This window comes from Roseateles sp. YR242 (genome assembly GCF_900109745.1).
In the GTDB taxonomy this organism is placed as follows: Bacteria; Pseudomonadota; Gammaproteobacteria; order Burkholderiales; family Burkholderiaceae_C; genus Roseateles.
The window spans coordinates 62048-84164 of sequence record NZ_FOAV01000019.1 but is presented as its reverse complement, the minus strand read 5'-3'; the positions used below and the strand labels follow the sequence as shown (position 1 = coordinate 84164).

Here is a 22117-nt window from a genome sequence, read left to right as displayed (position 1 = left end):
TCTCCGTTTTTTGCAGAAGCGATCAATGACGGTCGCGCTGTGTTAGCGCTAACATGATCCGCATCATCGAGAGAGGCGTTACCCAGCGTCAAAGCAGAAAAGATGATTTGGTTACTCGAATTCCGCAGTCGCAGTCAGGATTCCCATGCGTAAGCGCCGCGCCACAGACAGGCCCACCTTGGCAGATGTGGCGGCGCAGGCCGGCGTCTCTTCCATCACGGTGTCGCGTTTCTTCAACGAGCCGGCGCGCGTGGGCGAGCAGGCGCGTGCCCGTATCCAGGCCGCCGTGGAGGCGCTGAATTACGTGCCCAACCTGGCGGCCGGTGGGCTGGCGTCCGCGCACAACAAGGTGGTGGCCATGGTGGTGCCCAACATCTCGGGGCCCATCTTTGCGCACACCTTGCAGTCGCTGTCCGACGGGCTCTCCTCGGCCGGCTATCAGCTGCTGCTGGCGTCCAGCTATTTCTCACTGGAAGCGGAGGAGCGCGCGGTGCGTGCCTTCTTCGGCTGGCAGCCCGCAGCACTGGTGTTGACCAGCCGCCACCACAGCACGGGCACGGAGCGCCTGATCGAAGCGGCCGGCATGCCGGTGATCGAAACCTGGGATCTGGCGCAGCGCCGCCAGCCCTACCAGATCGGGTTTTCACATCGGCAGGTGGGCCGGGACGGTGTGGGTTACCTGACGGCGCGGGGCTACAAGCGCATCGCCTTTGTGCACAACAGCGCAGCGGGCGACCTGAGTGCGCAGGAGCGTTGTGAGGGCTACATCGAGGCGCTTAAGGAGCGGGGTCTGGAACCGATTCTGTACACCCCCGCTGCGGAGATCGGCCCCTTGGAGGCGGGGGCGCAAGCCCTGGAGGCCTTGATGAACCGAAGCCGGGCGCGCCCGCAAGCCATCTTCTTTGCCAACGACAATTTGGCCTGTGGTGCGGTGCTGGCGGCCCAGCGCAGGCGCCTCACCGTACCGGGCGATGTGGCGCTGTTCGGTTTTGGGGACTACGCGTTTGCGGACAAGCTGTTGCCCAGCTTGAGCACCATCCGCCCACCTGCGCGTGAGATCGGGGAATGCGCGGCCCAGCACATTCTGGCCCTGGCTGAGGGGCGCACACCTCCCAGGCAGGTGTCTTTGCCGTGTGAGTTGATGAGCCGGGAGAGTGCCTGAGGCGTCAGCGCGGCCGCACCGCTGTTGCAGCACCCCTCACGCCGATTCATTCAAGCGTAGGCGTAGAAGAGGGCCGCAAAGAAGTGGCAGATGCTGCCGCCCAGCACGAACAGGTGCCAGACAAAGTGGGCGTAACGCAGCTTGTTGTCCAGCAGGAAGACCACCGCACCCAGCGTGTAGCTGAGGCCACCGGCCACCAGCAGCGCCAGGCCCGGGCCGGGGGTACGCTCCACCAGCGGGCCGATGGCCAACACCACCACCCAGCCCATGGCCAGATAAAGCGCGGTGGAGACCAGCGGGTGCCGCAGCCGGTTCAGCAGCTTGATGGTGACGCCAAAGGCGGCTGCTGCCCAGACGGCGATGAGCAGCGCCACGCCCGGGCCGCTGTGCAGCACGCCCAGGGTGAAGGGCGTGTAGCTGCCGGCAATGAAGACATAGATGGCGGCATGGTCCAGCCGCATCAGCCACGCCTTGAGGCGGCCGTTGGCCAGCCGGGCGGGCAGCGCGTGGTACAGCGTGGAGATGCCATACAGCAGGATGCCGGTACTGGCGAAGATGGCGGCGGCCACCACATCGGCCGTGCCGCCATGGCCCATGGCACGGGACACGAGGATGGGCAGGGCGGCGATGGACAGCAGGGCGCCGAGGCCGTGGCTGATGGCGTTGGCGATCTCTTCGCCCAGGGTCTGCGGGCGGTCGCCGTTGGCGAGAGCAGGATGGGTCATGAAACGGGTGGAACCTGAGGGGATCTGGGGAGGCAGCAGGGAGTCGGGAGGACGCTGAGGAACTCTGGCAAAAGACGCACCCAGCGTGAAGGCGACGCTAATCCTTCCATGATTCTGCGCGCATTCTGAAGCCGGGGAGGCGACTCTGGTCAATGCCGGAGCGCATCGCCATCGCACACCCCAAGGCACATCCCCGCATGCGGGTCCCTGTTACTCCTTGGCCACCGCCTCCACCTGAATCCGCAGGTTCACGTCCATCTTGAAGCCCCAGTCCTTGCCCGCGCCCAGGCCGAATTCTTCGCGGTTGAAACTGCCCGAGGCGTCGGCGCCGCAGAAGTCGCGCTTGAACATCGGGTGCGGCATGCACTTGAGCTGGTGGATGGTCAGGGTCATCGGCTGGGTTTGGCCGTTCAGTGTCAACTCCCCCACCACCTGCGTCGGCACGCCGGCCTTGGCGCCGTCGAAGCGGCCCTTGAAGGTGGCACTCGGGTGCTTCTCGACGTTGAAGAAGTCCTTGCCGGTAGCCCAGGTGTTCATGGCTGCCAGGCCGAAGTCGATGCTGGACAGGTCCATGTTCACGTCCACGCTGCCAGCACCCGTGGCCTTGTCGTAGACGATGGTGCCGGCGTTCCTGTTCAGCTTGCCGCGCCAGTAGGACATCCCCATGTGGTCGGCCTCGAAGCTGGGGTAGGTGTGCGTGGGGTCGATCACGTAGGTGACCGGTGCCGCCTGTGCGGTGGCCGCGAGCAGGGCCGCCAAGAGGAACAGCGATTTCATTGATTGTCCTTGTGAGAAGGTCCAGAACTTGGCTGAGCGACCACGCCGATCGGGATGACCCGGGTGCCGGACGGCCTCGCCCCGACATCGGCCTGTGGAGACGTCTGTGTGCTCGCGGCCGGTGCCCTGACGCGTGTGACCGAGAGGATGTCCGACACGCCCTGCCGGGCCTTGGATCCGTAGAACACGACAGTCACGGCCAGGATGATGGCCGCGATGCCGGCGACGATTTTGACGGGGGAGATGTGCTGCATGGGGAACTCTTCGACAGGGCCCAGAGGTTAACAGCGCGACGCCTGATCCTGCATCACGACCTCTGCGTGCGCTGCAAAGCGGACTAATGGCACGGAACCCACCATCACACCCGCACACCCGGGCACCCGTGCACCCGCGCGGATCGGCCCTTGCAAACAGAACGACTCCCGAACAGCGCGGTTTCGGGGACCACGAGAGGCAGCCGCTGGTGCAGCCCTTAGAGACCTACCGCCCGCTCGCCTCGATTCGAATCTCGTCGTCCGAACACTCCTTCGAGTCGGGCTCGCGAGTGACGGGCAGGGGCGAGCCCAACAGGTCGCCGAGCGTGCCGCCGGCTTTGAAGTCAAGAGGTAATCGAATGCGAACTTCGATCAAGTACTCATTCGAGCAAAGCAGGGTGACACTGTTGACGGCTTTAGAGCTGCCGGCGTCCGCGGCCAGACGCTCGTAGAAGGTCTTCTTCGAGATGGTCCCTCCGATGTTGCCGGCGAGGTACTTTCCGGCGCTCGAGTCGTTGACTACTCGCACCGAATCCACCGCACGGCGAAAGTACGTGTCGGCGTCCATCGACGAGCAGGTACCGTGCTTTTTCCACTCGTACTTTCCGAATTTGGTCTCGTAGAAGAAGTTTGGCATCCAGGGGCTGATGTACGAGACCGTGTCTTCGGTAAGGCTCAGATCGGCGCCAGCGCAATTGCCGTACTTCGTTCCACAATCCTTGCGATTGGGCCAGAGGCCATGGAGTGTCAGGTTGGACACCACCAGTTGGCCGTCCGCCATGTGGTCGCATTCGGGCTTGACCCCACCATACTTGACGTGCTCACAGAACCCCGGTTGCCAAGTGATGGCCAGTACGTAGCTGTCCTGCTGGCCCGCGACGCTGCATTGACCACCGCTTGCGCCGCCTGATGGCCCGCTGCCCTGCGCGTCGACGCGGAGATCCTGCACAACGCCGCACTCTGCGGCCACCCACCTGAACTCCGGGATGCCGGGCACCTCGACGCGCAGCCAGTTTCTGGCCTCGTCATTCACTTCCCGGACTTCGTATTGCAGGCCCGGCGCTACACGCACCGCCCCTGGGTTGGCTCCCTTTCGGAAAGAGAGATAGGCATCGCACGCCCGGCTTGCGGTGAACGTTCCCGTGGCCTGCGCGCTAGCCTGTGCCGGTATGGGCGATAGTGATATCAGGGAGGTGCCGAGAACGATCCAGGCGCTGGCCATGACGGTCCGCCACTGCAGCCGCCTCCATAGATTCGACTGAAAGATTGTCAGCATGGCGTCACCAGTTCCGTCTTTGAAAGCTCGCCGGGCACCGCCTTGGCCTCGATGAGCTTGTGAACCACTTCTTTCCAGAAAGACCCGCGTGCGCCGCGCTGTTGTTGCCTTTGCTCGCCGCTTCAAAAATCATCCTGCCATCCGCCAGTTCCAGCCCGCTGAGTTCCTCGGCCGCAGCGTGCGGTTCCTGCCCCTGGGGGGGCACTTTCCATGTCACTTCAGCAATGTCCCCGGTTCGTGCGCGGAAGATCGCGCTCCCCCATGCGAGGGGACCCTGCGTGCAACCTGCTCACGACAAAACAACAATAGGCTTGGGGCCGGGCGCCAGACGACGCGGTGAGGGTGGCATGAGCCTTGCCGTCCACCGACCACCCGCCGGCCGCCCTCGGTCGTCTTTGCTTCCCCCTCGCCAGCCCGTCCCTTGGGGACGCCTCACAAGGATGTTATGCAAGCGCTGACCTACCACGGTGCCCACGATGTTCGTGTCGAAACGGTCTCGGACCCCATCCTGGTGGCGGAGGACGACATCCTGCTGAGGGTCACGGCCACCGCCATCTGCGGCTCGGACCTGCACATCTTCCGGGGCAGGACGGCAGGCATGAAGAACGGGGACATCCTGGGCCACGAATTCATGGGCATCGTGGAGGACATCGGCCCGGCCGTGACACGGCTGCGGCGCGGGGACCGCGTGGTCGTGCCCTTCACCATCGCCTGTGGCCAGTGCTTTTATTGCAACCGCGCGCTGTTTGCGGGGTGCGAGACCACCAACACCGGCCGGGGTGCCCTTCTCAACAAGAAGGACGCGCGCTCGGGCGCCGGCCTGTTCGGCTACAGCCATCTCTATGGGGGCTATGCGGGTGGCCAGGCGGAGTACGTGCGGGTGCCGAAGGCCAATGTGGGGCCTCTGCTCATTCCGGACAGCGGCCTGGCGGACGAGCAGGTGCTGTTCCTCTCCGACATCCTGCCCACCGGCTACCAGGCCGCATTGAATGCCGACATCAGCCCCGGCGCCACCGTGGCCATCTTCGGCGCCGGCCCGGTCGGCCTCATGACCGCCGCCTGCGCCCGCATGCTGGGGGCCAGCCGGATCTTCATGGTGGACCACCATGCCTATCGGCTGGCCTTTGCCGCCGAGGCTTACGGTGTCCTGCCGATCAACTTCGACCAGGTCGATGACCCGGCCGGCTTCATCATCGACCAGACCGATTTCCGTGGCGTCGATGCCTCCATCGACGCCGTGGGCCTGGAGGCCAAGGGCAGCGCGGTCGAAACGGTGCTGACCACGCTCAAACTGGAGGGCTCCAGCGGCACCGCCCTGCGCTGGGCCATTGCCGCCACGCGACGAGGCGGGGTGGTGAGCGTGCCCGGTGTATATGCGGGCTTCATCCACGGCTTCCTGTTCGGCGACGCCTTCGAAAAGGGGTTGACCTTCCGCAGCGGTCAGACCCATGTCCAGCGTTACATGCCGGAATTGCTGCAGCGCATCGCGGCCGGTGAGTTGCGGCCCGAGGTGATCATCAGCCACCGTCTGGCCCTGAGCGAGGCCGCGTATGGCTACGACATCTTCAACAAGAAGGAGGACGCTTGCCGCAAGGTCGTGCTGGTGCCCGGCCTCACGCCGGCGTTGGCGCCGGAGGCATCGGTCAGCTAACGCAGAAGCGAGATGAGCCGATCTCGGCCCTCAAGAAAAGCATCAAAAAGTCCACCTATTGCTGCGCCGCATCACGCTTTTCCAGCGGGGGTTTCACACTGTGGTCACCCGATGCGTTGTACAACGAGCCCCTGGCGGCATCGACCCGACGCCGCTGCAATACCGCCTGTGGACCGTTGGCCCCGGGCCCGTTGTGTATGCAGCCACAGACCACTCGCCATCACAAAGGTCGAACCTATGTCCTTGCCGCGCGGGGCAACGGTCCGTTCCAGGGCCGCTTCATCCTGCGCAGCCAAGGCGACGGCCACCTGGACAACACCAGCTGGCATGAGCTGGACGATGAATGGTCCAGCGAGGCGGAGGCGCTGACCCACGCCGACGAGGTGGCGCGCCAGTACATCACGACCTTTGTGGACCAGGCCTGACCGGTCACCGACCGCTGGCCTTCGGGCCGTTGCCCCATTGCTCTGCGTAGCAGCGCACATTCATTGGTCTATCCCCGGGCACTGAACCAGCATTCCTCGGGCATGCCACGAGCAATCTTTGGGCAGGCCTGGGATCTTGCGAGATCGTCGTCAAGCGGTGGTTTTGACGCCATTTGACGGCATCGGGTACTGGATTCCCGGTACGCAACGCGGTCTTTCATTGCCGGCAGTCGGCTTCGATGCGGCAATCCATAGACCCTCACGCAGGCAGGCGGCGTCGGCCTCAGGGCACAGGAGTGGCGCGGTACACGGGCATTGGTTTTGCCGCGACTCTTCCAGGTCCACGGACGCCCACGGCCGATTGGGAATGAAGCCAGCGTCCGCCTCGTGCATGGGTCCAAGGGAGAAAAAAATGGCAAGACTGTCCGATCTCAATATCGGCACGCGGCTCACCGCTGCCTTTTCCATTGTCCTGGTGCTGCTGCTGGTGGCCGTGGCGGTGGCGTTCTCGGTGCTCAACCGTATCAGCCACACAATGGATCAGGTTGTGGAAGACCGCTACGCGCAGATCGCCGTCAGTGACGACATCAAGAATGTGGGTGCCCAGGGGGTGATCGTGATCGGCCGTCTGCTGCTCTCCACCGACCCGGCACAGCGCACGCGCTACATGGACGATTACGCCAAGGTTCGAACCGCGAATACCGAGAACTTCGCCAAGTTCGAGAAGATGCTGAATACCGACGAGGGGAAGGCCATCTTTGCCGAACAGTCGGTCGCGCGCAAAGCCTATGGCGCCACAGTCCGCAAGCTCTTCGACCTGGTGGCGGCCGGCCAGCGGGAACAGGCCATGACCGTCTACCAGGGCGAGATGGCGCAGGAGCAGGTGCGTTATTACGCCCTCATCGACAAGATGGTGGACTACCAGGCCAAGGCCATGCAGGACGACGTGGCCCGCGCCAACGAGGATGCCCGCCGCTCCAAGCTGTTGATGGGGGCCGTGGCGGTGGTGGCCATCCTGCTGGGCATGCTCACCGGCTACAGCATCACCCGCTCCATCACGTCGCGCATCAACGGCGCCATCGAGCTGGCGGAGGACGTGGCCAAGGGCGACCTGACGGAACGCCCGCTGGAACAGAGCCGTGACGAGATCGGCCGGCTCATCTCGGCGCTGCAGCACATGGTGGTGAGTCTTCACCGCATCGTTTCGGACGTGCGGCATGGCGCGGTAACCATCTCCGCCGCCGCGCATGAAGTGGCCCAGGGCAACGCGGATCTTTCTGCCCGCACCGAGGCGCAGGCCAGTGCCTTGCAGCAGACGGCCTCTGCCATGGAGCAACTGACCGCCGCCGTGCGCATGAGCGCGGACAACGCCAACCAGGCCAGTGCCACCGCGGTCTCGGCATCGCAGGTGGCCAGCCAGGGGGGCACGGCCGTGGGCGAGGTGGTGAGCACCATGAACTCGATTTCGGCCTCCTCCCAGCGCATTGGCGAGATCATCGGCGTGATCGATGGCATCGCCTTCCAGACCAACATCCTGGCCTTGAATGCCGCCGTGGAGGCGGCACGTGCCGGCGAGCATGGCCGCGGCTTTGCCGTGGTGGCCTCCGAGGTGCGCGCATTGGCGCAGCGCTCGGCCGGCGCTGCCAAGGAAATCAAATCCCTCATTGACGCTTCCTCCGAGCAGGTGAGCACGGGCAACCGTCTGGTGACGCTGGCCGGGTCCACCATGCAGCAGGTGGTCAGTGGCATTCAACAGGTCAGCGGCGTGGTGGCGGAGATCAGCGCCTCCAGCCGCGAACAGAGCCTGGGCATCGAGCAGGTGAACGCCGCCATCATGCAGATGGACGACACCACCCAGAAAAACGCGGCGATGGTGGAGCAAAGCACCGCGGCCGCCCGTGCACTGCAGGAGCAAGCCTCGCAGTTGAACGATGCGGTCCGCACCTTCGTGTTGTGACCTGACCGGCGCGCCGGCGCAGGCGCGTCATGGAGATCTCATGAATGACATCAACCGGCATGTGGGGATCCAGGCGCCACAGCCTTCCCGCCTCCGCCCGGAGGTTCTGGCCTTCATCGATGCGCACCGCCGGCTGGGCGACCGGTGTGCCCATGTCGACCCTCTGCAACTGAGCCGCCCCGCCGACCTCGCGGCGCTTGACCCCCGCGCCTTCGGGCTCGCACCGTCGGATTGGCTGAATGCCGCCGGCACGCCCCTGTGGAGCGCGCGCACGGTGGCGGATCTGGACAGCTGCCTCAAGGCCATCTACTGCGGCACCCTGGCGTTGGATGCCACGGCGGTGCGCGACGATGAACGACGCGAGTGGCTGTTCCAGCGCATGGAGAGTGCACCGCCCACGCCCCAGGGCAACCAGGAGCGGCTGGCGCTGCTGGAACACCTCATCCGCGCCCAGACCTGGGAGGAGCACGTGGCGCTGCACTTCCCGCATGGGAAGCGCTTCTCGCTGGAAGGCAACGAGACCCTGATCCCGTTGCTGCATGCCTTGTGCGCGGATGCTGCGGCGCACGGCGTGGAGCGGATACTGATGGGGATGCCGCACCGCGGGCGGGTCAACGTGATGATCAACCTGCTCGGGCTGCCGCCAGCGCAGGTGCTGGACTTCTTCGACTCGAAGTCGCCACATCCGGAGCGCCACACCGACCTGGTCTATCACCTGGGCGGCGAGCGCGAACTCTCCACGCCGCAGGGCAAGGTCCACCTGACGCTGGCTCACAACCCGTCTCACCTGCAAAGCGTGCACCCCGTGCTGTTGGGCATGGCCCGGGCGCAGCAAGACGCGCTGGGACCCGACGGTGCCCGCCGTGTGCTGCCGCTGATGTTGCACGGCGACGCCGCCTTTGCCGGCCAGGGCGTGGTGATGGAAAGCCTGATGCTGGGGGGCAAGCCGGGCTACACCGTGGGGGGCACGGTGCACGTGATCATCAACAACCAGGTGGGGTTCACCGAGCCCAACCCGATGACCCGCTGGCCGCCACAGACCTGTACCGACGTGACCCGCATGGTGGATGCACCGGTGCTGCGGGTGAATGCGGACGACCCCGAGCAGGCCCTTCGCGCCGTGGCCATTGCACTGGACTGGCGTGAGCGCTACCAGTCCGACGTGGTGATCGACCTGATCGGCTACCGCCGCCTCGGTCACTCCGAAAGCGACGTACCCGCCCTGACACGGCCCCGCATCCATGCCATGACGCAACGGCATGCCACGGTGGCCGACCAATACGCCGCGCGGTTGAAGGCGGAGAACGTGGCGGCCGGCGAGGACATGGACAGCCACGTGGCGCGTCGGCGTTGGAAGGCGCACCAGGCGTTTTCCGACCCGCACCTGCCGCCATGGCAGGCGCAGGCCCGCAGGCAGGTGGAGGATCTGGAGCAGCCCGCGCTGAGCGACGTGCAACTGCGGCAGTTGGTGGCGGCCATGACCGGTCTGCCAGATCGATTCCAGCCTCATGTGATGGTGCAGACGCTGGTGGACCACTGGCAGCAGGTGGTGCGGCCGGGCGGCACGGGCATGCGCGCCGACTGGGCGCTGGCGGAAAGCCTGGCGTACGCGACCCTGTTGACCAGCGGCGTGCCGGTACGCATTTCTGGTATGGATGTGCGGCGCGGCACCTTTTTGCACCGGCAGGCGGTGTGGATCTCGCAAGGGGAAGACCACCCGCCGCAGGAGTTTGTGCCCCTGCGGCAACTGGGGGAGGGGGCGGCGCGTTTCGACATCTTCAATTCACCGCTGTCCGAGGAAGCGGTACTCGGATTCGAATACGGCTACAGCGTGCAGAACCAGGCGGCGTTGACCGTGTGGGAGGCCCAGTTCGGCGACTTCGTCAACGGGGCCCAGGTCTTCCTGGACCAATACATCAGCTCGGGGGAGGACAAATGGGGCTACCGATCCGCCCTGGCCCTGCTGCTGCCGCACGGCAACGAGGGCGTCGGGCCGGACCACTCCAGTGCCTACCTGAGCCGCTTCCTGCAGCTGTGCGGTGGAGACAACTTGCGGGTGGCCTTCCCGTCCACGGCAGCGCAGTGGTTCCACCTGCTGCGCCACCAGGGGCTGTCGGCGCACCGCAAGCCGCTGGTGGTGATGTCGCCCAAGGGGACGCTCTACCACCAGAAGGCCTCGCACGCCGCGCTGGACGAACTGGTGACGGGCCGGTTCCTGCCGGTGCTGGATGACACGCAGGTAGAGCGGCCTGCCCAGGTGGAGCGTTTGCTGTTGTGCAGCGGCAAGGTGTTCTACGACCTGGACAAGGCCCGCCATGCCGTGGTCCGGGCGGACTTGGCGGTGCTGCGGCTGGAACAGCTGTACCCCTTCCCGGCGGAGGCCATGGCGGCCTTGTTGGCGCGCTATCCGGCCACGGTGGAGCTCACCTGGGTGCAGGAAGAGCACCGCAACCAGGGCGCCTGGAGCTTCGTCCGGGAGCAACTGGAACCGCTGCTGCCACCCCGGGTGAAGCTGCGCTGCGTGGCCCGGCCTCCATCAGCGTCCGGCGCCACCTCCTCTTACGCCCTGCATCACGAGGAACAGCGGGCGCTGGTGGAACGGGCCATCGGGGAGTCGGAGCCCTGAGGCCGGGCGCCGCGCTACTTGCTCGCGCCCCCCGCTTCCACGGGGTCGGAGACTACGCATAGGGGGGCGGAGCGCGCTCGGCTAAGATCGCCGCGCCAGACTACCTTTGCGCGTTACACATCTTGGATGCCCTGCTTGCCCAGCTGTCTTCCTCCGTCCCAGCGGCCCGCAACCTCGAACAACTCACCCGCCCGCTGCTGGACATGCTGGGCGAGGTCACCGGACTTGAATCGACCTACCTGACCACGGTCGACCTGCACGCCGGCCAGCAGCAGGTGCGGCTGGCCCGCAACGAAGGGGTGCTGCAGATCCCGGAAGGCTTGACGCTTCCGTGGGAAGACACACTGTGCAAACGCGCGCTGGATGAAGGCCGCATGGCCACCAACGACGTTCCCGACCGCTGGGGAGACAGCGAAGCGGCGCGCCAACTGGGCATCCAGACCTATGTCAGCACCCCGGTCCGCACCGACGATGGCGAACTGATCGGTACTTTGTGCGCCGCCAGCGCGCGTCGGCAGGACATCCAGCCGCAGGCCCATTCCGTCCTGGCCCTGTTCTCGTCCCTGGTCGGGCAGTTCATCCAGCGTGAGAAGTTGATGGCCGAGCTGCGGGCCGCCAACGAGCAACTGGCCACCTTTGCCCTGACCGACGTCCTGACCGGCTTGCCCAACCGCCGCGCCCTGTTCGATGAGCTGCAGCGGCTGATCCAGCGTGCCAGCCGAGACGGCAGTTGCCTGCTGGTGGGTTGCATCGACCTGGACGGCTTCAAGGCGATCAATGACCGGCTGGGCCACCAGGCGGGAGACCTGTTCCTGAAGGAAGTGGCCCAGCGGCTGGCGCTGGAAATGCGCGGGTCGGACATGCTGGCCCGCATGGGCGGCGACGAATTTGTCGTGGTGGGCCCGGGCCTGGATATGCGTGCGTTGCCGGCCAATGCCGGCACCGTCATTGAACGAGGCGAAGCCCTGCAGGCGGCGGCAACGCTGCAGCAGAGAGCCACGCTGGCCACTGTGGGGCGCTTTGATCTGGGTAGCCAGGCGGTTCAGTACGCGGGCGCCAGCGTCGGGGTGGTTGCACTGAACCCGGTGGGCCTCAGCGCGGAAGAAGCGTTGCAGCTGGCGGACGCCCGCATGTATGAGGTCAAGCGCGCGCGGCAGCAGCAAGGCCTGGCATCGCCGTCCGAGACGGCCAACTGACGACGGCCCTATCGATCACCCGCTGCTGACGTCCTTGCATCAAGGCGCGGCTTCTTATTGGCCATGGCGGGTGGCCGCCTCAGGCACGGCGCAGCTTCGGCTCGTGAATCGGGCAGCGGTTGAACGCACCGCGGAACTGCCGCGAGGCGGCCAGCACCACCCGGCGGGCCCGGTTGACCGCGCCCAGCGGTCGGTGCGCCGCCACCGTGTGCCAGGGGTCGAAGGCCAGCTCATCTTCTTCCACCTGGCTGCGGCCCTGCAGCCAACTCTGCTGGGGTGGCACCACCAGCGAGGCCACCGCCACGAAGGGGCTGAGCGCCTCCGGCCACTGGACGGACGCGTCCTCGACGGGCATGCGCGCCAGATCGGTGCAGAGCTGGACCCGCAGTTCCCACTCCACCGGCGCACCGTCGCGGTCGTGGAAAAAGGCCGAGATGGCGTGGCGCTGGGCATCCTCATCTTCGCTCTGGAGCGGCTGATCCGTGAGCGCCGTCAGGGCAGGCGAGACGGGCGCCAGGGCGAACTTGGCGATGTACGGCCCGTAGAGGAAGGGCGTCTGTGCGTAGAAGGTGTCCCCCAACGGGTGCGTTGCCGGCTCGCCACCGAGGGCCTTGAGCGTTTCACTCTCTCCGCCCAAGGCCTCGATGACCTTCTCCGCGCCGCGCAGCACGCTGGAGAACACTTCCTTGGCCTCTGGCGCCTTCTCGGTGGTGGCGGCAAGCAGCTTGGCATCCCGCAGGAATTCCTTGGGGCCGGGGCGGGTGAAGACGGGACCGTTGACCATCAGGAAGTCCTGCGTATCGTGGTCCCGTGATTCAGGGACCCGCTCGCCCGGGACACGCATCAGCTTGAGGGCCACGGCGCGTGGGGTGGAGACCTGATCGGACAATTGTTCCGCTGGCGGGGAAGACATGCGCATGATGGCTTCGTACTCGCCCGGCTGCGCGAAGAGCCCCTGGGCGTAGACGGCGGGCAGGCCTTCGCGCACGGTCAGCTTGCCGCGGAGCAAGGCATGACCCTTGGCGTGGACGGCCCTGAAGGCGTGGCCTTCATAGTCCGCCACCGTGTGGGCCATGCCGAGGAAGACCTCGACCAGTTCGGCGATGGTGTTGATTTCGTCCGGCGCGGTCTGTTCGATCTCTGGCGAGAACACGACCGGCTGGATATCGGGCAAAGAACTCATGCGCGGGCTCCCGGGTGCTTCCGGGGAGGCGCGGCAAGGTGCATGCCTGCTGGGGAGTGCGCCTTCCTCAGCGCCCCCGCGCCAGCGCCAGCCGCTCCATCAAGCGGTCCACATCTACCGGCTTGGGCAGGTGATCGTCAAAGCCCGCAGAGATGGCGGCGTCGCGGTCCTGCAGGGTGGCCAGGCCGCTGAGGGCGATGGCGGTCACCCGGTCGTGCGGCGTAGGGAGGGCGCTCTCGGCACCGTTGGTTCCGGTCCGTTGCCGATGTTCCTGTTCTCGCAGTTCGCGGATCAGCGCATACCCGTCGGTCCCGGGCATCGCCACATCACTCACCAGCGCATCAAAGCGCTGCTGCGCCAGAAGGTCGCGTGCGTCCGAGACGGAGCCCGCCGTGCGCACGGAGGCGCCTGCCATACGCATCAGCTGCTCCAGTGCCTCCAAGGCATGGGGATCGTCGTCCACCAGAAGCAGCTGCAAGCCCACCAGGTCCACCGGCCCCGTACTGGCGGCTGCCGTGATCGGCGACAGCTCCTGCACCACATCCACGGCCGGGAAGCGCACCGTCAACCGTGTGCCCCGCCCCTCACCGTCGCTATGGGCCGCCACGGTGCCCCCATGCGCCTGCACCAGATGCCGGACGATGGAAAGCCCCAGCCCCAATCCCCCATATTCACGAGTGCGGCTGATGTCCGATTGCGTGAACCGGTCGAACAGGTGGGGCAGCAGTTCGGGGCCGACCCCGATGCCGGTATCCGCCACAGCCAGCTCGATCATGGCCCCCACGCGGCTCAGGCTCAGGGTGATGCGGCCGCCCGAAGGCGTGAACTTGAGCGCATTGCCCAGCAGGTTGGACACCACCTGCTGAACGCGGCGCGCGTCACCCTGGATGCGCAAGACGTCCTGCAAGCCGCTCGCCACCAGCGTCAGCTGCTTGGCCTGGGCGGCTGGCATCAGCCCTTCGATCACGGCCCGCGCGCTGGCCGCCAGGTCGATCGGCCGCATCTCCAGTGCCAGGTGGCCCGACGTGATGCGCGACACATCCAGCAGATCGTCGATCAATTGCGCCTGCGCCTGGCAATGCTTGAGGATGGTGGCGATGGCCCGTCCCGTGGCAGCCTCGTCCAGCGCATGGCGCTCATGCGCCTGCCGCAGCACGGACGCCCAGCCGGAAATCACGTTCAGCGGCGCACGCAGCTCGTGGGAGACCATGCCGAGGAAGTCGTCCTTGGCGGTGTTGGCGCGCTCCGCATCACCTCGTGCGTGCTGCGCCTGGTCCACCGCGCGCTTGAGCTGATGGATGTCCTGGAAGGCAATGACCGCGCCGTCAATGCGCTCGTCCGCTGTACGGTAGGCCCGTACGTTCACCATCCACCAGCGTTGTTCGTTGTCCTGGTATTCGTGTTCGATGGCGGTCAGGCCCTGCACGGCCGCCTGCACCAGCTGCTCCAGGTCGCCCACCGAGAAGCGGCTGCTCACAGCGCTCAGCGGCTGGCCGATGTGTTCCGCAGAGAGACCGAACAGCTGCGCGGCCGGCGGTGATGCGTGCCGCAGCTTCAACTGGCGGTCCAGCAGCACCACTGGCAAGGGGATGCCCTCCACGAGGTTGCTGAGATCGTCATTCACCACGTCCAGCTGATCATTGCGGGACTTCAGCTCTTCATTGAGGGACACCAGCTCCTGGTTGGCCGACTCCAGCTCCTGCTTGGCACTCTGCAGCTCTTCATTGGCGCTCTGCAGTTCCTCGTTGGTGCTGAGCATCTCCTCGTTGGCCGTACGCAGTTCCTCGTTGGCGGATTCGAACTCGATCACCAGGGTCTTCAATTGCAGCTGGGTGGCTTCCAGCTCATCGGAGAGTGTGGTGACCGTGCGTTCCAGCTCATCCATCCGCGCCCGGGGCGGTTGGGAGGGCAGCAAGATGGTGGGGCCGGCTTCGTCCAGCTGCGGCGCCAAGGTCACCAGGAAGTGCAGGATCGCCTCCTTGGTGTCGACCGGGAGCACCTCCAGCACGTAACGGCGTTCCATGAACTGCACACGTTCGCGGCGCACAGGCTGGCCGGTGCGCTTGGCCTCGATCAGTGCCGTGCGTACCGGCACGTTGAGCTCGGCGTGCAGCAGGCGGGGCAGGGCCAGCGTGGCTTCGCCGGTGGCGGGGGCGACAAAAGCCGCGACGTCGCCGCGAAACTGCACCACATCGCCATTGGCGTCCACCACGAATCCTGGCGGCGCATATCGCGCCAGGGCCACCCGGTTGATCGCCTCCGCAATGAGATCCGGTGCCGGCGGCTGGGTCGGGCGCGGCGCGCTGCCTTCACTGGCCCAAGGCCGCAGGGCGTCAATGGGGAACAAGGAGCGCTGCCGGCGCGCCGAAGTGAGCTTGCGGTAGAGGTGCGGCGCACCCGCGTGTTCGAATCCATCCGCCTGGGAGGCCGCCTCGGCACGGCCCAGGATCAACAAGCCATCGGGCCGGCAGGCGTAGTGAAGCACCTCCAGCACATGCTGCTGCGCCTCTTTGCGCAGGTAGATCATCATGTTGCGGCAACTGATCAGGCCCATGCCGGAAAAGGGCGCGTGGGTCAGCAGGTTGTGCCGCGCAAACACACACATCTCCCGCAGGTCCTTGCTGACCAGGTAGCCGCTGGCGGTGGCGTTGAAGGCAGTGTCGCGGATGGGCTGGGGCACGTTCTCGACCGAGGCGGCGCTGTAGCGGCCGGCACGCGCCGTTTCGATGGAGGCTTCGTTGATGTCGGTGCCGAAGATCTGCACGCGTCGGCTCAGCCCTTCGGCCTGCAGTGCATCGCGAATCAGCATGGCGATGGTGTAGACCTCCTCGCCGGTCGAGCAGGCGGGAACCCAGACACGGATGGGGTCGTGGCGCAGCTCCAGCAACTTCGGAATGACGGTCTGCCGCAGGACGTTGACGAACTCCGTGTCTCGGAAAAACGCGGTCACGCCGATGAGCACATCATCCCGCAGGGCTGCTGCCTCTTGCGCATCGCCTCGCAGCAATTGAAGGTAGGCCGCCACGTCGCGGTTCTTTTGCAGCAGCACCCGTCGCAGGAAGCGCCGTCGCAGGTTGACGTCCTTGACGTAGCCCAGGTTCACGCCGGTCTTCTGCTGCACGATAGCCAGCGCCGTTTCCAGTGCGTCCGCATTGGTCTGCATCGGGCCGTCATCGGTGTCGTGGCTGGGATCACCAAAACGCCTGACCAGCGCAGGGGCAATTTCGGCCGGCGGCAGCACCTGGTCGACCAGGCCGGTGTTGATCGCGGCCGTGGGCATGCCGTCGTGCTCGGCGGTGTTGGGCGCCTGCGCAATCACGAGGCCCCCGGCGGAACGCAGATCCGCCAGCCCATTGGCGCCGTCGCGGCCGGAGCCGGAGAGCACCACCACGGCGGCATGCACGTCGGGGTCCTGCGCCATCGAGGCCAGGCAAAAATCCAGTGGCAGGTGCGGGCCAGGCTGGCGCCGCGTCAGCCGGAAGTGCCCATCGAGCGCCTGGACACAGGCGTCCTCAGGCAGCACGTAGACGTGGTCGTGTTCGATCTTGGTGAGGTGCTGCAGGCGTTCCACCGGCAGGTCGGTGCGCTTCTTCAGCAGATCGTCCAGGTGGGAGACGGTATCCGATGGCAGGTGCGTGATGACGAGTACGGCAAAACCCGGCTGCTGCGGCAGGCCCGACAGCACCGTGCCCAGCACATCGATGCTGCCCGCCGAGCCGCCTAGTACGACTACGCGAACCACCGGATTCTGATCTGGATCCACCCCAACGCCCCTTATTCATGTCTCTCGCCGGCCGAGTCTACCGTCGTGGGAGGGTGGGCGGCTCAGCGGGCGCGAGGCGAATGCGCTTCACCGGGCCTGGCGGCCTCGTCGGCGTCCTTCGCTGCGTCTTTCTCAGTGTCTTTCCGGCCGGCCCGTTTCGCGGCTGCGCCTGCCTGGATCGCCTCCGCAATCTGTTCGGCCAGTTCCCCGGGCGCGACAGCCTGCTGCATGGCGCGTAACCGGGCATCGTCCTGCGTGGGAACGCCCACGGCTTCCGCGATTCGGTCCAGCATCACCAGCATCTTGGTGTTTTCCTGCTCGGTCAACAGATTGATCTGCAGGTCCAGCCGGTTGCGCTGTTCATCCAGGCGTCCGGAATGGGCTTGGCTGATGAGCACGAAGGCCGACAGGAAGATCGCCTCCAGCGAGACCACCAGGGTCAGGAAGGTGAAGGGGTAGGGGTCGAAGTGCGGCATCCCATGCAGGGTGTTCCACAGGATCCAGCCCGCGAACCAGATCACGTGCATGGCAATGAACTGAGTGCTGGAGCAGAAGCGACGGATCTGATCCGCGAACCGGTCGGCGCCCGTGGCCTGGCCTTCCAGCGCGGCCTCCAGGCGGGCCACGGCCGCGATGTTCTCGCGGGTGAGGCTGGCCAGGTCCTCATCGTTGTCGCCGCCGGCGTCATCGATGATTTCGGGCCGGGAGCGGCGGCCGGACGGAGGGGCTGTGGGGCGGCGGGGGGCATGCGGCACGTGGGCGACGGTCACCAATATCTCCTCAGGGCGCTGGCGTAGCAGCGCTGTGCCGCGATGGTGCGCTGGCCGCCGCCCCTGTGGCGTCGGCTTACGGCGTTATTGCGTGTAGGACAGAAAGGGTTTGTTCCCTTGGGAACCTCGGCATCACGCCTCGCTGCAGTGATGCCGAGCTCCCCTAGCGCAAATAGGACTTGAGCACCTGCGCCACCGCGTCCGTCTCCGTCCGGCGGGCTTCATCGTCCAGCGAGGGGTCGGCCAGGTGCTCCCGCAGGTGCCCTTCCAGAACCTCGGCCATCAGCCCGTTGACCGCCCCGCGGATGGCGGAGATCTGTTGCAGAACCGCCAGGCAGTCGGCTTCGCCGTCCACCGCGCGTTCCAGCGCCGTGGCCTGCCCCTGGATACGGCGGATGCGGCCGAGCAGCTTCTTTTTCCCTGTGATGGTGTGTGCCATGGCCGCATTTTAGGCTGGGCAATATACTGGGGGGGAGTATTTGTACAAGGCCCTCCCGATGCCCACCGCCCATTCCATCGCCCCCTTCGAGCACACGCATGTCTTTGATGAAGGCAACCCTCTGGCCGAGCGCAACACCCGCTGGGCGGTGCTGCTGACGGTGCTGATGATGGTGGCCGAGATCACGGGTGGTTATGTCTTCAACTCCATGGCGTTGCTGGCCGATGGCTGGCACATGAGTTCCCACGCGGTGGCGTTGGGCGTGTCCGTGCTGGCGTATGGCGCCGCCCGGCGGTGGGCTCGGGACGGACGTTTCGCCTTCGGCACCTGGAAGATCGAGATCCTCGGTGGTTTCAGCAGCGCGCTGCTGCTGGTGGGCGTGGCGGGACTGATGCTGGTGCAATCGGTGGAGCGGCTTGTCTCGCCCTCGCCCATTCACTATGAGCAGGCCGTTGCCGTGGCGGCCGTTGGCCTGCTGGTGAATCTGCTGTGCGCCTGGCTGCTGCGCGGCGGGCATCACCATGGACACGCGCATGGGCACCATCATGCGCATGGTCACGGACACGGACACGGACATTCACATGCCCATTCACATGCCCATGCCCATGCCCATGCCGACCACCGCGCTGATCACCTCGCCACCCACTCCGGCGCCCACCGCGCCCATACGCATGCAGGCCCCCACGGCCATGACGGGGCTGAGGGCCGTGCTGAGGGCGGTGCCCCGCATCACGATCTCAACCTGCGCGCCGCCTATATCCATGTGCTGGCTGACGCGGCCACTTCGGTGCTGGCCATCGTGGCCCTGCTGGCCGGCTGGCGCTGGGGGGCTGCGTGGCTGGACCCGGTGATGGGGGTGGTGGGCGCGGCGCTGGTGCTGGTCTGGGCCCGCAGCCTGCTGGCGGAGACCGGCCGCGTGCTGCTGGACGCCGAAATGGACACTCCGGTGGTGCAGGAGGTGCGCGAGGTCATCCAGGCCAGCCCTTGGCCGGCCACCATTTCCGACCTGCATGTGTGGCGTGTCGGGCGCGGCCAGTACGCCTGCATCGTGGCCTTGGTGACGGCCTCCGACGCCCAGCCGGCGGACTTCAAGCGTCTGCTCTCGGTGCACGAGGAACTGGTTCACATCACGGTGGAAGTGAATCGCGCCACAATCGCGCCCCTATGAAAACCAACTATCTCCTTGCCGCCATCCTGGTCTCCAACACCATTGGCGCGTTCATCAGCAGCCGGTCCATGAAAACGGTGTTTTGCATCATTTCAGCCGTGATCGCGCTGTATGCGCTGCTGCGCCAGGTGATCTGAACCGCCTCCCGATGGCCGGAAACCCGGCAGCTCCGCTCGTCGGATGCCGGCTTTCATTCCCTCCGCGCTGATTTCCCGTTGATTCCCCACGGTTCGCCGTAAATCTTGCGCTAAACCCCACTTTCCTGCAGCGCCCGACAGGCATCCCGCCTGCCCGGAACAGGCGGCCGTGCCTTCCAGCTGGCCGCACCTGCCGTCCATCCCGACGGGGTGGCGGCTTGCCGGGTACACCCTATGGTGGGATGGCATGTGAATCGGCTCCGCCCGATAGTGGCGACATGAGGGGAGATCAAGACATGCGGCACCGTTTCGCCAACCATCCTGTGGCGTTGCAGCACCACCAGTTCAGTCTGGTGATGCAGCGCATCCTCCGTCAGACGGAGGTGTTGATGCAGCGGCGTCAGGCCGCCGCTGGCGGGCAGGCCAATGAGCCGGAACATCCGTCACTGGATGGCCTGGAGGTCACCGAGTCCACTTGGGACGATTGGGCAGAGGCTATGAGCACGCAGGAGGCGCTCCGCTAGCGAGCGCGCTCAACCTTCCTGCTTGTAAAACCGGATTTGTGCCGCCGGTAGCGCGGTCATAGCTGGCCCGAAGTTGGTGAGGTTGCGCAGAACGCGGGTGTGGTGCGCGGAAATCTGCGCGGCCGTCAACCCGCCGTCGTCCAGGGTGCTGTGTCCGTCTTCCACCAGGGTGACGTCATAGCCCATGGACAAGGCTCGCCGGACGGACGTGTCCACACAGAAATCACTTTGCAGGCCGCAAATCACCAGGTGGCGGATCCCCAGCATCCGCAACAGTGCATCCAGGTCGGTGCGGTGAAATGAATCGGCCGCAGTCTTGCGGATACGCGGGTCACCTGCCTGGGCATCCAGCCGGGAATCGAGTTGCCAGCCGTCCGTGGCGTGGCGCAAGCCGTGTTCGCCGGCTTCCTCATGCTGAATAAAGATGACCGGCACTGTTGCCGCCCGAGCATCCTCGATCAGCCCATTGATGCGGGCGATCACATTCTCGATGTCGTGACAGGCGTAATCGCCGATGCAAAGAAGGCGTTGAACGTCAATGACGAGTAAGGCAGTGCGGGGTGCCATGGGTTGGGGGCTCTGTCCGAAGTTGGATGGTCCAGCATAAGTCCACACAAGGGCTTCGCTGATGCAGAGCTACCCCTAACTAGGCGTGATATCGAGAAGTCGCGGCGGCGCGAATGACGCCCGGCCTCTTATGCCGCGCTCAGGCGAGGCTTAGGGAAACTCCGGCCACCTTGGGGCGCGGGAGTTACGCAGAGGTCGTTCAGGTGGGCAAACCCGCCTTGGCGCGTTGCATCTGCGGGCCAAACACCTGCTCCATCGACTTCTTTTCCGGCAGTACATAAACAATGCCGCCGCGTTTGCCCAGGATGGGCCACAGCTGGTTCTCGAAGAACTTGACCGGCATGTTGATGCAGCCAAAGCTGATCCGGTTGTCCTTGGGAGTGGGAGAAGCCAGTCGTTCCAAACGACGTTCGGCCGGGTTGGTGACGCGCACTCGATGCATCGAGACGGCTGCGTCGTAATCCACCCACAGCACATCTTCGTTCAGCGCATTACGCCCCGGCTGAGCCACGAAGCGGCCTGCAGCGGTAGTGCGTTCGGAGGGGCGAACCTCTGCGATGGGCCGCAGACCAATGCCCGCAACGCTGTCATCACCGGCCGCATAACCCAGCAGCACAGGGGTACTGCCGGCGAGCTTGCCGTCTGGATAGAAGACAAAGACTTGCGCCTGACGCTTGTCCAGAATGGCAAACGGACGGCCGCCGTGGTCGTAGCCTGCCATTACCCAGCCGGCCAATTGGCGCGCTTGTGGCGAGGCCTTGGTCTTCCCAAAGTCCGCCTTGCCGCCAAGGATCACAGGCGCATGGCGTGGGGGCACATGACCCGCAGCCCGGAGTGAACCAGGAGCCTGCACCACGCTTGGCGGTTTTGCAGGACGCGCCTGCTTCATCAGGTAGGTGGCAGCCGGCCACGCCAGTAGCGCGGCCACCAGCCCCAGAGCCAGGCCTTGAGCCGCCCACCCTGCGCGCTCGCGCAACGAATCCGACACCGGTTTGCGGGTCGGCTCCGGCGGTTCACCGCCGGAAAAGTATCCGCTCGAAGCACGCAGCATGGGGCGACCTCAGGCTGGCAGGGCAGACCCTGGCCGCTTAGTTGCGGTCAGCGCGGGGAGCCGGTGCACCGGCAGACGTCGGTTCGGTCGGCAGCGGGTCTTGCTGGGACGCGGCGTTCTGGTTTTGCCAGGCGTTGTCCTGCGATTGCGGCTGCTGGGTTGTGTTCGACTGGGTCGATTGCGCTTCGCTTTGATATTGCGATTGCGCGTTCACGTCACTGGCCGGTTGGTCTGCCGGCATGGCCGCTTCGGTCGATTGCGACGACTGCTCTTGCTGCACCACTGGGGTCTGCGTGGCGTCCGTCGGATTTTCGACCTGGGCATAGGCCAAGCCCAGCACGCTGGCGAAAGCGGTCAGGGCGACGGCACCGGTCACAAGGGATTTGGTCGGGTTCATCAGTCTCTCCTTTAGGCTTGGAAGGCTAGGCCGATCGCTGGATCGGGTAGGACTAACTGTGGACCGTGG

20 protein-coding genes are annotated in these 22117 nt (G+C 65.8%); 9 read left to right on the top strand and 11 right to left on the bottom strand.

The features are described from left to right. The first annotated feature begins 145 nt into the window (after positions 1-145). Positions 146-1162 carry a LacI family DNA-binding transcriptional regulator gene (locus BMY53_RS23660; protein ID WP_092949355.1) on the top strand — a complete coding sequence of 339 codons (1017 nt, stop codon included), beginning with the start codon at positions 146-148 and terminating at the stop codon, positions 1160-1162. Between the two features lie 50 nt (positions 1163-1212). Here the strand turns inward: BMY53_RS23660 and BMY53_RS23655 are convergent, their stop codons facing one another. The 4 genes from BMY53_RS23655 to BMY53_RS23640 form a co-directional block, all read right to left on the bottom strand. Then, positions 1213-1887, bottom strand: a complete 675-nt coding sequence (locus BMY53_RS23655) for a PAQR family membrane homeostasis protein TrhA (RefSeq protein ID WP_092949353.1) — start codon at positions 1885-1887, stop codon at positions 1213-1215. A 210-nt stretch (positions 1888-2097) separates the two neighbouring features. Next, the gene (locus BMY53_RS23650) at positions 2098-2664 is read right to left on the bottom strand and encodes a YceI family protein (protein WP_092949351.1); all 567 of its coding nucleotides are present in this window, start codon (positions 2662-2664) and stop codon (positions 2098-2100) included. Continuing rightward, positions 2661-2918 (bottom strand): hypothetical protein, encoded by a 258-nt coding sequence (locus BMY53_RS23645; RefSeq protein WP_092949349.1) that lies wholly within the window; start codon positions 2916-2918, stop codon positions 2661-2663. Before BMY53_RS23645 ends, BMY53_RS23650 begins: the two co-directional genes overlap by 4 nt. A 226-nt stretch (positions 2919-3144) precedes the next feature. Beyond that, a complete protein-coding gene (locus tag BMY53_RS23640; protein ID WP_092949347.1) occupies positions 3145-4194 on the bottom strand; it encodes a ribonuclease T2 family protein in 1050 nt (349 codons plus the stop codon). Between the two features lie 445 nt (positions 4195-4639). Here BMY53_RS23640 and BMY53_RS23635 point away from each other — a divergent pair, with 445 nt between their 5' ends. The 5 genes from BMY53_RS23635 to BMY53_RS23615 all read left to right on the top strand — a co-directional run bounded on the left by BMY53_RS23635 (position 4640) and on the right by BMY53_RS23615 (position 12049). Beyond that, complete coding sequence (locus BMY53_RS23635; RefSeq protein ID WP_092949345.1) at positions 4640-5845, top strand: zinc-dependent alcohol dehydrogenase; 1206 nt, start codon at positions 4640-4642, stop codon at positions 5843-5845. Positions 5846-6042: 197 nt separating this feature from the next. Beyond that, the gene (locus BMY53_RS23630; RefSeq protein WP_092949343.1) at positions 6043-6270 is read left to right on the top strand and encodes a hypothetical protein; all 228 of its coding nucleotides are present in this window, start codon (positions 6043-6045) and stop codon (positions 6268-6270) included. Positions 6271-6682: 412 nt separating this feature from the next. Then, positions 6683-8227, top strand: coding sequence for a methyl-accepting chemotaxis protein (locus BMY53_RS26770; protein WP_092949341.1), 1545 nt, complete (start codon positions 6683-6685; stop codon positions 8225-8227). 40 nt (positions 8228-8267) lie between these two features. Further along, on the top strand, positions 8268-10853 hold the full coding sequence (locus tag BMY53_RS23620) for a 2-oxoglutarate dehydrogenase E1 component (protein WP_177201026.1): 2586 nt from the start codon (positions 8268-8270) through the stop codon (positions 10851-10853). A gap of 122 nt (positions 10854-10975) precedes the next feature. Further along, positions 10976-12049, top strand: a complete 1074-nt coding sequence (locus tag BMY53_RS23615; RefSeq protein ID WP_177201025.1) for a GGDEF domain-containing protein — start codon at positions 10976-10978, stop codon at positions 12047-12049. 79 nt (positions 12050-12128) lie between these two features. Here the strand turns inward: BMY53_RS23615 and BMY53_RS23610 are convergent, their stop codons facing one another. The 4 genes from BMY53_RS23610 to BMY53_RS23595 all read right to left on the bottom strand — a co-directional run bounded on the left by BMY53_RS23610 (position 12129) and on the right by BMY53_RS23595 (position 18204). After that, complete coding sequence (locus BMY53_RS23610; protein ID WP_092949335.1) at positions 12129-13232, bottom strand: catalase family protein; 1104 nt, start codon at positions 13230-13232, stop codon at positions 12129-12131. Positions 13233-13299: 67 nt separating this feature from the next. Then, the gene (locus BMY53_RS23605; RefSeq protein ID WP_092949333.1) at positions 13300-16995 is read right to left on the bottom strand and encodes a CheR family methyltransferase; all 3696 of its coding nucleotides are present in this window, start codon (positions 16993-16995) and stop codon (positions 13300-13302) included. Between the two features lie 62 nt (positions 16996-17057). Continuing rightward, entirely contained in the window at positions 17058-17765 is a 708-nt protein-coding gene (locus BMY53_RS23600) for a DUF1003 domain-containing protein (protein ID WP_255370350.1), read from the bottom strand. A gap of 163 nt (positions 17766-17928) precedes the next feature. Then, the gene (locus BMY53_RS23595) at positions 17929-18204 is read right to left on the bottom strand and encodes a metal/formaldehyde-sensitive transcriptional repressor (RefSeq protein WP_092949331.1); all 276 of its coding nucleotides are present in this window, start codon (positions 18202-18204) and stop codon (positions 17929-17931) included. A 58-nt stretch (positions 18205-18262) separates the two neighbouring features. Here BMY53_RS23595 and dmeF point away from each other — a divergent pair, with 58 nt between their 5' ends. From dmeF to BMY53_RS23585, 3 genes are all read left to right on the top strand, one after another. Continuing rightward, positions 18263-19372, top strand: a complete 1110-nt coding sequence (gene dmeF, locus BMY53_RS23590; RefSeq protein WP_092949329.1) for a CDF family Co(II)/Ni(II) efflux transporter DmeF — start codon at positions 18263-18265, stop codon at positions 19370-19372. Next, positions 19369-19509, top strand: a complete 141-nt coding sequence (locus BMY53_RS26120; RefSeq protein ID WP_177201024.1) for a hypothetical protein — start codon at positions 19369-19371, stop codon at positions 19507-19509. Before dmeF ends, BMY53_RS26120 begins: the two co-directional genes overlap by 4 nt. A 296-nt stretch (positions 19510-19805) precedes the next feature. Further along, positions 19806-20033, top strand: coding sequence for a hypothetical protein (locus tag BMY53_RS23585; protein ID WP_092949327.1), 228 nt, complete (start codon positions 19806-19808; stop codon positions 20031-20033). Between the two features lie 9 nt (positions 20034-20042). Here BMY53_RS23585 and BMY53_RS23580 read toward each other — a convergent pair whose 3' ends face one another. The 3 genes from BMY53_RS23580 to BMY53_RS23570 all read right to left on the bottom strand — a co-directional run bounded on the left by BMY53_RS23580 (position 20043) and on the right by BMY53_RS23570 (position 22048). After that, positions 20043-20600, bottom strand: a complete 558-nt coding sequence (locus BMY53_RS23580; protein WP_092949325.1) for a cysteine hydrolase family protein — start codon at positions 20598-20600, stop codon at positions 20043-20045. Between the two features lie 199 nt (positions 20601-20799). After that, a complete protein-coding gene (locus BMY53_RS26115; RefSeq protein WP_177201023.1) occupies positions 20800-21651 on the bottom strand; it encodes a hypothetical protein in 852 nt (283 codons plus the stop codon). 37 nt (positions 21652-21688) lie between these two features. After that, positions 21689-22048: a hypothetical protein gene (locus BMY53_RS23570; RefSeq protein ID WP_092949323.1), complete on the bottom strand. Its 360-nt coding sequence runs from the start codon at positions 22046-22048 to the stop codon at positions 21689-21691. Positions 22049-22117: the final 69 nt, after the last annotated feature.